Raw genomic sequence first — 13,183 nt, forward strand, 5'->3', positions numbered from 1 at the left:
TCACATCTGACTTAACAAACCGCCTGCATGCGCTTTACGCCCAGTAATTCTGATTAACGCTCGCGCCCTCCGTATTACCGCGGCTGCTGGCACGGAGTTAGCCGGTGCTTCTTCTGCAGCTAACGTCAAGCCATGCACGTATTAAGTACACCACCTTCCTCACTGCTGAAAGTGCTTTACAACCCGAAGGCCTTCTTCACACACGCGGCATGGCTGCATCAGGGTCTCCCCCATTGTGCAATATTCCCCACTGCTGCCTCCCGTAGGAGTCTGGGCCGTGTCTCAGTCCCAGTGTGGCTGATCATCCTCTCAAACCAGCTAAGGATCGTTGCCTTGGTAAGCCATTACCTTACCAACTAGCTAATCCTAACTGGGCCCATCCCAACGCGATAGCTTACATGTAGAGGCCACCTTTGGTCCYRRCTCGTAAYGAACYAAGACATTATGCGGTATTAGCCGTCGTTTCCAACGGTTATCCCCCGCGTCAGGGCAGGTTCCCAGCCGTTACTCACCCGTCCGCCGCTCGACGTCCAGCAAATCCACCGAAGCTTCAATGCTGCCGTTTCCGCTCGACTTGCATGTGTTAGGCCTGCCGCCAGCGTTCAATCTGAGCCATGATCAAACTCTTCAATTTAAGTTTGGTGTTTGCTTTTCCAAAGAAAAGACAAACGGCTCGATAAATACTGTTTTGTTCGTCTCTTGCGAGACAAACGAATTGACTGTGCCGAATAACTAAAAGTTATATCGTATTGGTCACTCAGTTCATCGAATAAATCTTTTTGTCTATTCTCAACGAGTGCCCACACAGATTGCATAGGTCAAATTGTTAAAGAGCGTTGACTGTGCGAAGCTGCGCTTCGCTTGGTCAGGGCTGCGTATCTTACGCGCCTCACCGTTAAAGTCAAGAAGAAATTTTATCTTTTATTTTCAACCCGCCGGGTGAAATAAAACCTCTTTTTGACTCCCCTAACGCTTGGCGTTAAGTAGGTCGACTATCTTAATCTTTTAAAAACTCACGTCAAGCGTTTATTTTTATTCGATTTTTTTCCTCGACATGCTCGCTGAACGCTTGCCCTGCGTGCCGTGTCGATGGAGGCGCATTATAGAGAAGCTGATCAGGTTGGCAAGTCCTTTTTAGGTGTTTTTTAGAAAAAAACTGTCACTCGCTGTTTTTTTGCTCGCTAGGGTGTAAAACTGGTATCAAACTCGCCGCTATTTAGCACTGTTAAGAGAGAAAAGAGGGATCTGTGATGGTAAAACAGCTGCGCGCCTATAAAGGCATGACGCCTCAGCTTGGCGAGCGCGTCTATATTGATGAATCCAGTGTATTGGCTRGCGATATTACGCTAGGCGATGATGTGAGTATTTGGCCGTTGGTTGCGGCACGTGGTGACGTGAACCATATCCAGATTGGCGCACGGACCAATGTACAAGATGGCTCAGTCCTTCATGTCACCCATAAAAATGCCGAAAACCCACAAGGTTACCCGTTGATCATTGGCGAAGAGGTGACAATCGGCCACAAGGTCATGTTACACGGCTGCCGGATTGGCAACCGAGTCCTAGTGGGAATGGGGACGATTATTCTTGATGACGCTGTGATTGAAGATGAAGTGCTGATTGGCGCTGGCAGTTTAGTCCCGCCCGGAAAACGCTTAGAGAGCGGCTACCTGTATGTTGGCTCACCGGTCAAACAGGTTCGCCCCCTCACTGACAAAGAGCGTGCTTATTTTGCCCGCTCAGCGCAAAACTATGTCGACACCAAAGACATCTACCGCTGCGAGCACTAGATCACCAAGCTGCCATCGGGTTCAAACGCTTCTGATTCGATGGCCGCTTCCATTTGCTCTTCAATATCAAACCAAACCTGTTCAACGATCGTCTGCGCATTATCCGAGTCTACCGCACAGCCGGCGAGCTCAGATAAGGTAGTAAAGCGGACAGCGCATGGTAACAATGCACCATTAAGTTGGCCGTAAAAACAAATACGCGCCTTTGCCGTATCGACCTGCGCTTCGTCCGCAGCCAGAATAAAGGATTGATTCATTGATTGAGTGCCTCTCTTAACTGCTCACGCACACGTTCGGTTTGTGGCCGACAGCCACGCCATAGGGCAAAGCTTTCCGCCGCTTGTTCCACTAGCATCCCCAAACCGTCTAAACACCGTCCTGCTCCTTGGCGTTGCGCCCATTGGTTGCTGGTTGTACAGCCAGCTTGATACACCATGTCATAGACAGTGGTAGCAGGGCCAATCGCGCCGTGAGGAACAGGAGGATGGCTTTGATGTAAGCTCGCCGAGGTCGCGTTAATGATCACATCAACGGGCGCGGCCATGGGTTTATCCACAGCATGACGGGTGATCGGTCCGGCCTCACCAAATGCAGCGGCTAATTGCTGGGCTTTTTGCTCGGTGCGATTCACCATCATCAGCGATGCTGGCTCTTGCTCTAGTAAAGGAAGTAACACACCCCGTGCGGCACCGCCCGCTCCCACGACCATAATGCGCTTATCGCGTAATTCTACGTGGTGATGCAATAAGTCAGTCACTAAGCCAGCGCCATCGGTGTTATCACCCAATAAGGTGCCATCACTTTGCTTAACCAGTGTATTCACGGCACCGGCGCGGCGGGCACGCTCTGTCAGTGTATCGGCCCAATCATACGCTTGCTGTTTAAAAGGCACGGTCACATTGGCGCCATGCCCTCCTTGGGCAAAAAACGCCTGCATACTGGTCACAAAGCCTTCAAGCGGCGCTTCAATGGCTTGATAGTCGATGTCTTGTTGAGTTTGTGTCGCAAATGCGGCGTGGATCTGCGGCGACTTACTGTGGCCAATCGGATGGCCGACCACGCAATAACGATCGGTCATCTGTTACCACTCCCTCGGTTTAAGATAGTCGCGATAGAGTCTCGCTTCCGGCGCGTCTTCATCGGGTGACCAATTATATTCCCAGCGCGCCATCGGCGGCATCGACATCAGGATAGACTCGGTGCGCCCGCCACTTTGTAAGCCAAATAGCGTGCCTCTGTCATACACCAAGTTAAATTCGACATAGCGTCCGCGGCGGTAAAGCTGGAAATCGCGTTCACGCTCACCATAGGGCGTTGCCTTGCGGCGCTGTACAATCGGCAGGTAAGCATCGATAAAACCTTTTCCAACCGCTTGGGTATAGGCAAAGCACTGCTCGAATGGCCATTGGTTCAAATCATCAAAGAAAAGCCCGCCGACGCCACGGGTTTCATCACGATGGGGCAGATAAAAATAGCGATCGCACCATGCTTTGTGATCAGCGTACACGCTATCACCAAAGGGCGCGCACAAAGCTTTGGCGGTCTCATGCCAGTGCTGGCAGTCTTCTTCGAACGGATAGAAAGGCGTAAGGTCAAAGCCGCCGCCAAACCACCACACAGGATCAGCGCCTTCTTTTTCAGCAATGAAAAAACGCACGTTCGCGTGTGAGGTCGGCACATATGGGTTATGAGGATGGATCACTAACGACACCCCCATGGCCTCAAAACAGCGACCGGCAAGCTCTGGGCGGTGCGCGGTCGCTGAGGCAGGCATTTGATAGCCAAATACGTGCGAGAAGTTCACTCCCGCTTGCTCAAATACTTGGCCCTGACGCAGGACGCGACTGCGGCCACCGCCTCCTTTCTCACGCTCCCACGCATCTTCAATAAAATGCGCTTGACCATCTTGTTGCGCAAGCTGTTGGCAAATATCATCTTGAAGCTGGAGGAAAAAAGCCTTCACGGCTTGCTTATCAATTGTCGACTGACCGTGTGCCACGCTCACATCCTTTGTTACTGAGACTATGTGCTTACTTTACCTGATCCACGCACTGGGATCTTGACGGAATTTCATCCCTCACCGCTGACGCAAACGTTTTCCTTGCGATGAAATCTGGGTATAATTCGCGCCACGCTCAGCTTAACCTATTCACGCTTGTCATCAAGAAGGACGTATTATGACTGTCGGTATCATCATGGGCTCGCAATCCGATTGGCCTACCATGACACATGCAGCGGCTATGTTGGATCACTTTGCCATCCCTTACGAAACCCGTATTGTCTCCGCCCATCGCACACCACAGTTACTGGCCGACTACGCCCAACAAGCGGCCGAGCGCGGGATTAAAGTGATTATTGCCGGTGCCGGGGGTGCCGCCCATCTACCTGGGATGACCGCCGCACACACCAGCCTGCCGGTACTCGGCGTACCGGTCCAGTCAAAAGCGTTAAAGGGCATGGACTCATTGCTTTCTATTGCTCAAATGCCTAAAGGCGTGGCAGTGGGTACGCTCGCCATTGGTGACGCAGGCGCCGCGAATGCAGGCCTCCTTGCAGCACAAATTCTCGCCACGGCCGACCCTGATTTGATGACAAAAGTGGATGCGTTTCGCCAAGTGCAAACTGAGGCTGTTCTCGCTCAACCCAACCCACAAGGGTAAAACCATGAATATTCTGGTGTTAGGCGCGGGACAACTGGCCCGGATGATGGCCTTGGCCGGCGCGCCGCTCAATCTTATCGTCAGCGCCTATGATGTGCGTAGTGGCGACATTATTCACCCACTGACGCTGCAACCACTGGGGCACGGCCTCAATACGGCCATCGCCGGCGCGGATATTATCACCGCGGAATTTGAGCATATCCCCGCCGATATCTTGCATCACTGTGAGCAAAGCGGGAAATTACGCCCCAACGCCCAGGCAATTCTAACCGGTGGCGATCGCCAAATTGAGAAAGCCCTACTGATGCAAGCAGGCGTCGCCAATGCGCCGTACCGTGTGGTGTATACACAGGCGGATTTAGAAAAGGCAGTCGACGCACTGGGCGCGCCCTTGGTCCTCAAAAGTACCTTGGATGGTTATGACGGCAAAGGACAATGGCGCTATCGTGACGGCGATGATCTTCACGCATTATGGGCCGAGCTCGACGCCTTTCTCACCGCGCCCGAACAGCGCGATGGGCAAGCCATCATTGCCGAAGCCATGATCCCCTTTGACCGAGAAGTGTCACTGATTGGTGTGCGTGGCGCGAATGGTGAATTTGCCAGCTATAGCCTGACCCAAAACCACCATCATGATGGGATACTCACCTTGTCTGTGGTGCGCCCGGATGAGGATGCCTTGCAAACACAAGCAGCGGATATGTTGGAAAAGATTGCCAGCGCGCTGAACTATGTGGGGGTGCTCGCAGTGGAATTCTTTGATGTGGACGGCAGCTTGCTGGTGAACGAAATCGCACCTCGGGTGCACAACTCCGGTCATTGGACACAGCAAGGCAGCGCATGTTGCCAGTTTGAAAACCACCTGCGTGCAGTCAGCGGCTTACCCCTCGGCCCGACCGATTTAATCCAGCCGACGGCGATGATTAATGTCTTAGGCCAAGGCAGTGTTCCGCTTGCGACCTATCGTGATGCCCATGTGCATTGGTATAACAAAACGCCTCGTCCGGGGCGCAAAGTGGGTCATATTAATGTCACGGCCACATCGAACGCAGAGCTTGCCACCAAATTAGCCAGCCTCGCCAGCTACCTCCCTGACAATGCTTTTCACGGTTTAAAATCCGCTGCCTTGGCTCTCGCCGCGCAAACCGACTAATCCTCACTCTCCGATTCTGCAGCCGATTCACCTTGAATCGCGCTGCAGGGCTTATCGGCACATTGATGCACCGTCTTGCCGCCTTTCTTACGCTCCACCAGCAGCGCAAAGCCACATTGTTCGCAGGTGCCAGCTATCGGTTGTGCGTTTACTGCAAAATGGCACTTAGGGTACTGGTCACAGGCAAAAAAACGCTTACCGTAACGCGAGGTACGCTCCACCAGCTCACCTTTATGGCAGGCTGGGCAAGTCAACGTGGTGTGATCCGGTTCGTCCGGTTTTTCAATATGCGTGCATTGCGGGAATTGATCGCAGCCAATAAACATACCGAATCGACCTTGGCGTAACACCAACTCCCCCTGATGACACGCCGGGCAAGCCACGCCAAGCGCTTTTACTACATGGCCATCGCCATGATGTAACGCCTTGGTATAGTGGCAGTCTGGGTAGGCCGTACAGGCCAAAAACGGGCCTCGTTTGCCCGATTTAAACGCAAGAGCGCTGCCACATTCCGGGCAGCGCTCCTGGGTGTTCGGGGTGTTTTCTTTACTCATTCACACCTTTCACTGTTGTTGAGAAGCGTTAGTGCACGTATCCCTCTTGTGCGTCGTACAGCATGTCTTCCATCTGTGTATACGCACGCTCGTTACCGGGCACGTTAAACAGCACCATCAAAATCACCCATTTTAGGTCATCAAGACCAAATTCTTGGGTCTCGAGTTCCATCACCCGATCGATCACCATTTCACGCGTTTCCGGTGACAGCACACCAGCCTGCTCTAAGAATAAGAGGAAGCCTCGGCTTTCTTGGTCGATAAAGCGTGTTTCTTGCTCGGTATAGATTCGAATCGAGCTTTGGGCACTGCCTGATAGGTAGGGCTGTTTATCCGCATATTGCAACTGTGCCAGCTTTTCAAGCCAGTTCAGGGCTTTATATATATCGTCTTGATGAAAACCCGCGCGGGACAATTCATCTGCTAACTCGTCCTGATCGATCATCACTTCCACATCGCTATGGATGTAGGTTTCGAACAGGTACATAAGAATGTCCATCATGGCTAGCCCCTCCTCGTTCTGACATAGCCACCGGGTACTGCTGCTACAAGCCCCTGGAGTTCTAAGTCTAACAACTGCATCATGATTTCGTGAACCGGTTGGTTGCAGCGCTCAGCCAGTACGTCGACACACGTCGCGTTAGTCCCTACGTTAGCCAACAGCGCAGAAAATGGCAATCCTTCGTGCATATCTAACTTGGGTGCATCACTAAATAATTCATGTTGCTGACTCACAGCAAACTGCACCAAGCTATTCACATCACTTATAATATCATCAACACAGTCAACTAACACCGCACCTTGTTTTATCAATTGGTGGCAACCGCGCGATTGGACTTGGTCAATGGGACCGGGAATCGCAAATACACTCCGGTTTTGCTCTAGCGCATAACGCGCCGTGATCAGTGACCCACTTTGCGGTGCGGCCTCTACCACCAATACACCCGCCGATAACCCACTGATCAGTCGATTGCGGCGCGGAAAGTGTTCAGCCCTTGGCGGCGCGTCTGGCCAAAACTCGGAAACCAGTGCCCCTTGCGCTTCAATTCGCTTGGCCAATGCGCGATGTCGCGCGGGATACACATTGGCAAGTCCGCTTCCCAACACCGCCAAAGTCTTACCGCCGCCTTCGAGTGCGCCTTTGTGTGCCCGGCCATCAATGCCGAGCGCAAGCCCACTGGTAATCGCAACACCATGCTCAACCAGTTGTTTAGCAAATTGATACGCTGTCTCTAAACCTTGTGGGGTCGCGTGACGGCTGCCCACCATCGCCAATTGGGGCATCGCCAAGCAAGAGAGATCCCCTTGCACATACAAGATCAAAGGTGGCCGTGAGATTTCTCTGAGTAGTGCCGGGTAGGCAGGATGATCAAAGCCAATAAGGTGGCAATTATTTTGCCTCGCCCACTCAAGGCTGCGTTCAATCATGGCATGGTTGGGGTGGGTGATCGCCTGACATTGATCAGCGGTTAAGCCAACCGCGGCAAGCTCATAATGCGTTTGGTCACATAACGCATCGATGGGCACTTTGGCCAACAGCGCGCGCCGTTGCGAGACGCGCAACCGCGGCACTTGGGTCAGCGTCAACCATCCTCGCAGCGATTTATCGTCCATAGGCCTGTTGAGGAGAAGGCGGCACCGCATGCATGCCGGCTTTGATAGGCTGACGCGCTTGGGTGATCACCGCCAAACTAACCCAGGGATAGGCCCGAACCACCATGGTTTGTCCCACTGTCACATCAGGCATGGGTGTGATGGCCTGTGTCGTGCTTTCGTTCGCGTTTTGATAGCGATACTCACCGGGGCCATTTAATACGTTGGCGCCAGCTTCAGTAACAGTAAACATTTGCCCGGCGGTTACGCCATCTTTGGCGCCTTTATCGAGCACCACAAGCTGGCCATTCGCCACATACTCACTGCCATAGAGGTGCCCTAATAAGGTGGCGTCGGTTTGCGCCGCTTGGGGCCAAAACCGAGGAGACGTGTTCTCAGGCAAAGGTAACAAGACATCATTGGGGCGCACTTCCTGCACCACGCGTGTGAGTGTCAGCACACTGCGCCCTTGGCTTTGCGCACGGATACGCCCATCAGCCACATGTTTTAAGCTCACCATAGCGGTAGATTCGGCGCCAGCGCCTGACTTTTCGGCGCGCGAGAAAGTTTTCTCAACCCGAAAAACCTGCCAGTCTCTAGCATTCAGCGCGGCATCCACATATAGGGTATCGTGTAGGGAAAGATATTGACGTCCATCGGTCGAGCCAAGCACGCGAGGCAAGGCGACCAAGCGCGCTTTTTCGACCAACATGTCCTGTCGTAAATAGGGAAGCAGCCTCGAATCAACGCCGGTGAGTGCCGGTGTATCGGACACCTTTCCGTGCGGCGCGATCGCCTCTTTGGGCTGATAGCTGACGGTAGGTTTTCCTGCTTGCCATGTGAGCGTCAGCACATCACCGGGGTAAATAAGATAGGGATCCTTTATACCCGGATTCGCGTACCATACCTTGGGCCACTGCCAAGGGTTATCAAAAAAGGTGGCGGCGATGTCCCACAAGGTATCTCCCCGCTCAACCACATAACGCTGACTCTCGGCAGGACCGGCTGCCAGTATTGGTAGCGCGACAACCAATAACCCAGCAGCGGCCAGATTGAATAGCTTTCTTGTCATCAATGTCTTCCTCACCCGACGAATGATGCTGATGCTGTCAATTGGCTGGTAAAATGTCTAGAATTAACCCAATTACCCCGTGCCGCTTTCGGCACAGTTCAATTTTTATGAGACGTTATGGCTTTACTGAACGTATTAACATTCCCAGATGAGCGCCTTCGCACCGTGGCCAAGCCAGTGGATGCTGTCACGCCTGAGATCCAAAAAATGGCGGATGACATGGTTGAAACCATGTACGCCCAAGACGGTATTGGTCTCGCGGCCACGCAAGTAGATTTTCACCAACGCATGGTGGTGATTGATGTGTCTGACACCCGTGATCAACCCATGGTGCTTATCAACCCCGAAATCATCGAAAAGCGTGGTGAAGAAGGTATTGAAGAAGGGTGCTTATCTGTGCCCAGCGCACGTGCATTGGTCCCTCGTGCGGCCGAAGTGACAGTAAAAGCGCTGGATCGCGACGGTAACCCTATCCAGTTTGATGCCGACGACTTGCTAGCGATTTGCGTTCAGCATGAGCTTGACCATCTAGAAGGTAAGCTTTTTGTTGATTATCTTTCGCCACTGAAGCGACAACGCATCAAGCAGAAGATGGAAAAAATCAAACGCGCTAACCAAAAAGCAAGTTGAGGTCACTTTGAGCACACCGCTGCGTATAGTATTTGCGGGCACGCCGGATTTTGCCGCGCGCCATTTGCAAGCCCTGCTCGACAGTGAGCATGAGGTGATTGCGGCTTATAGCCGTGAAGATAAACCCGCTGGCCGAGGAAAAAAGCTTACCGCCAGCCCGGTGAAACAGCTCGCCCTTGAGCATGACTTACCCGTCTACCAACCCCGCACCTTGCGTGATGAACAAGCGCAAGCCGAGCTGGCTGCCTTGAATGCTGATGTGATGGTGGTGGTCGCTTACGGGCTTATTCTCCCCAAAGCGGTCTTGGATACACCTCGATTAGGCTGTGTGAATGTCCATGGCTCCATCCTGCCTCGCTGGCGTGGCGCGGCCCCTATCGAGCGAGCCGTATGGGCCGGCGACAATGAGACCGGCGTCACCATCATGCAGATGGATGAGGGGCTCGATACCGGCGACATGCTCAAAATTGCCACCTTACCCATTGATGAGAAAGAGACCAGTGGCAGCCTGTATCAGCGACTTGCAGAGCTGGGGCCGCAGGCATTGATCGACTGCCTTAATGACATGGCTAACGGCATTATTCTTGCCGAGCCACAAAACGATGCCAAAGCCAACTACGCTGAAAAGCTGAGTAAGCAAGAAGCGCAAATCGATTGGCAGCGAGATGCCGCCTTTATCGAGCGTTGTGTGCGCGCATTTAACCCACGTCCGATCAGCTACTTCACCTTAGGAGAGCAAAACATCAAGGTATGGGACGCTAACGCACTGGATATCGACGTGGACGCGGCACCAGGCACAGTGATCAACACTGACAAACACGGCATTCAGGTCGCGACCGGAAAAGGCGTGATCCAGCTGACCCAACTTCAGCCACCAGGCAAAAAAGCCATGCAAGCACATGAGCTGCTGAATGCTCGCCGTGAATGGTTTGAAACGGGTACCCAACTGTAGGTTAATCGTGCCCTGCATGACGATAAGGCCAGTACGCTGGCCTTTTTTTATCTGGCTAACATCATCGTTTGATGCCAATTTGACCGTTGCATAGGTAAACATATGAATGTAAGAGCCGCGGCTGCCCGCGTTCTGTATCACGTGGTCGATCAGGGCCAATCACTGTCACAGCAGCTTCCTCTTGCTCAACAGCAAATCGCGCCACGCGACGCCGCCTTGTTGCAAGAGATGTGTTACGGCACGTTACGCTGGCTGCCGCGCTTAGAGTATATCGTGCAAGCCCTGATGGACAAGCCACTGAAAGGCAAGCAACGTGTTTTCCATCACTTGCTGCTGGTCGGGCTGTATCAGATTAGCTACATGCGGATCCCTGCCCATGCAGCGGTGGCTGAAACTGTCAACGCCACCAAGCCATTGAAGCGCCCACAATTACGTGGATTGATTAACGCCATTTTGCGCAATTATCAACGCGATCAAGCGGCGCTAGACCAAGCGAGTCAAGCACACGAGGCCGGGCTTTATTGTCACCCCAGCTGGTTACTCAAACGCCTTCAGGCCGCCTACCCCTCCAATTGGCAAGACATTGTGGCGGCAAATCATCAAAAGGCGCCGATGTGGCTGCGTGTCAATCGCCAGTACCATTCACGAGAAAGCTACCACTCAGAGCTGCAACAAGCCGGTATTGGTGCCAGTACTCACCCAGATGCGATGGACGCGCTGAAGCTCGACGCGCCGTGTGATGTGTCTCGCCTACCCGGCTTTGACCAGGGCTGGGTGTCGGTACAAGATGCCGCCGCGCAGCTGGCTGTCGATTATCTCCAACCCGCGTCTGCAGAACATATTCTCGACTGCTGTGCCGCGCCAGGCGGAAAAACCTGTCATATTCTTGAGCATCAACCTGATGCCATCGTGACGGCCATTGATGCCGATGAAAACCGCTTGTCGCGGATCAAAGACAACCTGTCACGGTTGGGCCTTAATGCTGAAGTGAAACACGCGGATGCCCGCGAGCCGGGCGCTTGGCATCAAGGGCCGACATTTGATCGTATTTTGCTGGATGCCCCTTGCTCTGCCACCGGCGTGATCCGACGTCATCCCGACATAAAGTGGCTGCGTCGTGACAGTGATATTCACGCCTTGGTCACGTTACAGGCAGAGATTTTAGACGCAATGTGGCAGCAATTAGCACCAGGCGGTACGCTGGTTTACGCCACTTGCTCAGTGTTACCGGATGAAAACCGCGAGCAAATCCGTGCCTTTTTAGCCCGTGAGCCTTCCGCGATACTGCGCACCGGCACGCAAACGCAGCCTGGTCGCCAGATTTTGCCAGGCGAAGACGACATGGACGGTTTCTATTACGCATGCCTAGACAAGCCTTTATGCGACTAGGCAGGGAGTGACAGTAGCATGAAAATCATCATCTTGGGTGCAGGCCAAGTCGGCGGCACCTTGGCAGAAAACCTAGTGGGGGAAAACAACGATATCACCATTGTTGACCGCGCCCCGGAACGACTGCGTGAGCTGCAAGACAAATATGACTTACGTGTGGTGCAAGGGTTTGCCAGCCATCCGACCACGCTGCAAGAGGCGGGGGCTCAAGATGCGGATATGCTGGTCGCGGTGACCAACTCAGACGAGACCAATATGATCGCCTGCCAGGTCGCGTATACCCGATTTAATACCCCCAACCGTGTTGCCCGGATCCGCAGCCCTGAATACTTAGCGGTGAAAGAGCAACTGTTTAACAGTGATGCGTGTCCGGTTGACCACCTTATCGCTCCAGAAGAATTGGTGACCCGTTATATTCGTCGTCTGATTGAATATCCAGGTGCCTTACAGGTGGTCAGTTTTGCTGACAAAAAGGTCGGTCTGGTTGCGGTTAAAGCGTATTACGGTGGTCCTTTAGTCGGAAAGGCCTTGTCGGCGCTGCGTGAACATATGCCGCATGTGGATACGCGTGTCGCCGCTATTTTCCGTCGTGATCGCCCGATTCGCCCGCAAGGTACCACCATCATTGAAGCCGATGACGAAGTATTTTTCGTCGCCGCGAGTAACCATATTCGTTCGGTGATGAGTGAGTTGCAGCGCCTTGAAAAGCCCTACAAACGCATCATGATTGTTGGTGGTGGTAATATCGGGGCAGGCCTCGCGATGGCGTTGGAGCGTCAATACAGTGTGAAGTTGATTGAACGTAACCCGACCCGCGCCGAGCACCTTTCTGAGTTACTGGAAGAAACCACGGTCTTTTGTGGTGACGCCTCCGACCAAGAGCTGCTCAGTGAAGAGCACATTGATCAGATTGATGTGTTTATCGCGGTCACCAACGAAGATGAAGCCAACATTATGTCGGCGATGTTGGCGAAACGCCTTGGCGCCAAAAAAGTCATGGTGCTTATCCAGCGCGGCGCTTATGTGGATTTGGTGCAAGGCGGGGTAATTGATATTGCCATCTCCCCTCAACAGGCGACGATATCTGCGCTGCTCACCCATGTTCGCCGCGCCGACATTGTTAATGTCTCGTCACTACGACGCGGTGCCGCCGAGGCCATCGAGGCAATCGCCCATGGGGATGCATCTACCTCGAAAGTGGTCGGGCGCGCCATCGGCGAGATCAAACTGCCACCAGGTACCACGATCGGTGCCGTGGTACGCGGCGATGAAGTGTTAATTGYGCACGACAAAACCGTGATCCAGCAAGATGACCATGTGGTGTTGTTCTTGGTGAACAAAAAATACATTCCTGACGTTGAGCGCCTGTTCCAGCCCAGTCCTTTCTTCC

At 53.2% G+C, this 13,183-nt stretch carries 14 protein-coding genes and 1 rRNA gene; 7 read left to right on the top strand and 8 right to left on the bottom strand.

Going from position 1 to position 13,183, the window contains the following annotated elements:
• Positions 1-634 (bottom strand): 16S ribosomal RNA (locus tag BZG14_RS12635); the annotation flags it as partial.
• 616 nt (positions 635-1,250) lie between these two features.
• Between BZG14_RS12635 and BZG14_RS12640 the strand changes: the two genes are divergently transcribed.
• Positions 1,251-1,790 (top strand): gamma carbonic anhydrase family protein, encoded by a 540-nt coding sequence (locus BZG14_RS12640; protein ID WP_077608884.1) that lies wholly within the window; start codon positions 1,251-1,253, stop codon positions 1,788-1,790.
• Here the strand turns inward: BZG14_RS12640 and BZG14_RS12645 are convergent.
• Genes BZG14_RS12645 through hemF form a run of 3 tightly spaced genes read right to left on the bottom strand, consistent with a single transcriptional unit; the run spans position 1,787 to position 3,789 of the window.
• Complete coding sequence (locus BZG14_RS12645; RefSeq protein ID WP_077608885.1) at positions 1,787-2,047, bottom strand: DUF1488 family protein; 261 nt, start codon at positions 2,045-2,047, stop codon at positions 1,787-1,789. The two genes, BZG14_RS12640 and BZG14_RS12645, sit on opposite strands and share 4 nt — an antisense overlap.
• Entirely contained in the window at positions 2,044-2,868 is an 825-nt protein-coding gene (gene aroE / locus BZG14_RS12650; RefSeq protein ID WP_077608886.1) for a shikimate dehydrogenase, read from the bottom strand. The genes BZG14_RS12645 and aroE overlap by 4 nt, the downstream gene beginning before the upstream one ends.
• 3 nt (positions 2,869-2,871) lie before the next feature.
• Positions 2,872-3,789: an oxygen-dependent coproporphyrinogen oxidase gene (hemF, locus tag BZG14_RS12655; RefSeq protein ID WP_077608887.1), complete on the bottom strand. Its 918-nt coding sequence runs from the start codon at positions 3,787-3,789 to the stop codon at positions 2,872-2,874.
• Positions 3,790-3,967: 178 nt separating this feature from the next.
• On the opposite strand from hemF, the gene purE reads away from it, so the two are divergent.
• Together purE and BZG14_RS12665 are read left to right on the top strand one after the other, a co-directional pair.
• On the top strand, positions 3,968-4,450 hold the full coding sequence (purE, locus tag BZG14_RS12660) for a 5-(carboxyamino)imidazole ribonucleotide mutase (RefSeq protein ID WP_077458615.1): 483 nt from the start codon (positions 3,968-3,970) through the stop codon (positions 4,448-4,450).
• Positions 4,451-4,454: 4 nt separating this feature from the next.
• Positions 4,455-5,603, top strand: coding sequence for a 5-(carboxyamino)imidazole ribonucleotide synthase (locus tag BZG14_RS12665; protein WP_077608888.1), 1,149 nt, complete (start codon positions 4,455-4,457; stop codon positions 5,601-5,603).
• On the opposite strand, the gene BZG14_RS12670 is transcribed toward BZG14_RS12665, so the two are convergent.
• From BZG14_RS12670 to BZG14_RS12685, 4 genes are read right to left on the bottom strand one after another with little or no spacing between them, the layout of a single operon-like run.
• Positions 5,600-6,157: a DNA topoisomerase family protein gene (locus BZG14_RS12670; protein ID WP_077600249.1), complete on the bottom strand. Its 558-nt coding sequence runs from the start codon at positions 6,155-6,157 to the stop codon at positions 5,600-5,602. The genes BZG14_RS12665 and BZG14_RS12670 overlap by 4 nt on opposite strands.
• A gap of 28 nt (positions 6,158-6,185) precedes the next feature.
• On the bottom strand, positions 6,186-6,659 hold the full coding sequence (locus tag BZG14_RS12675; protein WP_069362355.1) for a DUF494 family protein: 474 nt from the start codon (positions 6,657-6,659) through the stop codon (positions 6,186-6,188).
• Between the two features lie 2 nt (positions 6,660-6,661).
• Complete coding sequence (dprA, locus tag BZG14_RS12680) at positions 6,662-7,771, bottom strand: DNA-processing protein DprA (RefSeq protein ID WP_077608889.1); 1,110 nt, start codon at positions 7,769-7,771, stop codon at positions 6,662-6,664.
• Positions 7,761-8,822: a LysM peptidoglycan-binding domain-containing protein gene (locus BZG14_RS12685; protein WP_077608890.1), complete on the bottom strand. Its 1,062-nt coding sequence runs from the start codon at positions 8,820-8,822 to the stop codon at positions 7,761-7,763. The genes dprA and BZG14_RS12685 overlap by 11 nt, the downstream gene beginning before the upstream one ends.
• 117 nt (positions 8,823-8,939) lie before the next feature.
• On the opposite strand from BZG14_RS12685, the gene def reads away from it, so the two are divergent.
• The 4 genes from def to trkA all read left to right on the top strand — a co-directional run.
• The gene (def, locus tag BZG14_RS12690) at positions 8,940-9,452 is read left to right on the top strand and encodes a peptide deformylase (RefSeq protein ID WP_077486782.1); all 513 of its coding nucleotides are present in this window, start codon (positions 8,940-8,942) and stop codon (positions 9,450-9,452) included.
• A gap of 7 nt (positions 9,453-9,459) precedes the next feature.
• Positions 9,460-10,404: a methionyl-tRNA formyltransferase gene (gene fmt / locus BZG14_RS12695; RefSeq protein WP_069362351.1), complete on the top strand. Its 945-nt coding sequence runs from the start codon at positions 9,460-9,462 to the stop codon at positions 10,402-10,404.
• A gap of 102 nt (positions 10,405-10,506) precedes the next feature.
• On the top strand, positions 10,507-11,793 hold the full coding sequence (gene rsmB / locus BZG14_RS12700; protein ID WP_077608891.1) for a 16S rRNA (cytosine(967)-C(5))-methyltransferase RsmB: 1,287 nt from the start codon (positions 10,507-10,509) through the stop codon (positions 11,791-11,793).
• 18 nt (positions 11,794-11,811) lie between these two features.
• The coding region (gene trkA, locus BZG14_RS12705; protein WP_077608892.1) for a Trk system potassium transporter TrkA at positions 11,812-13,183 on the top strand (1,372 nt) is incomplete at its 3' end.

This window comes from Salinivibrio sp. IB282, from assembly GCF_001995685.1.
In the GTDB taxonomy this organism is placed as follows: domain Bacteria; phylum Pseudomonadota; class Gammaproteobacteria; order Enterobacterales; family Vibrionaceae; genus Salinivibrio; species Salinivibrio kushneri.

Bases quoted from the DNA above. Each gene is read 5' to 3' on its own strand.
- aroE (WP_077608886.1), bottom strand. From the start codon at position 2,868: ATGACCGATCGTTATTGCGTGGTCGGCCATCCGATTGGCCACAGTAAG.
- purE (WP_077458615.1), top strand. From the start codon at position 3,968: ATGACTGTCGGTATCATCATGGGCTCGCAATCCGATTGGCCTACCATG.
- BZG14_RS12645 (WP_077608885.1), bottom strand. From the start codon at position 2,047: ATGAATCAATCCTTTATTCTGGCTGCGGACGAAGCGCAGGTCGATACG.
- BZG14_RS12670 (WP_077600249.1), bottom strand. From the start codon at position 6,157: ATGAGTAAAGAAAACACCCCGAACACCCAGGAGCGCTGCCCGGAATGT.
- def (WP_077486782.1), top strand. From the start codon at position 8,940: ATGGCTTTACTGAACGTATTAACATTCCCAGATGAGCGCCTTCGCACC.
- BZG14_RS12685 (WP_077608890.1), bottom strand. From the start codon at position 8,822: ATGACAAGAAAGCTATTCAATCTGGCCGCTGCTGGGTTATTGGTTGTC.
- BZG14_RS12665 (WP_077608888.1), top strand. From the start codon at position 4,455: ATGAATATTCTGGTGTTAGGCGCGGGACAACTGGCCCGGATGATGGCC.
- dprA (WP_077608889.1), bottom strand. From the start codon at position 7,771: ATGGACGATAAATCGCTGCGAGGATGGTTGACGCTGACCCAAGTGCCG.
- rsmB (WP_077608891.1), top strand. From the start codon at position 10,507: ATGAATGTAAGAGCCGCGGCTGCCCGCGTTCTGTATCACGTGGTCGAT.
- BZG14_RS12675 (WP_069362355.1), bottom strand. From the start codon at position 6,659: ATGATGGACATTCTTATGTACCTGTTCGAAACCTACATCCATAGCGAT.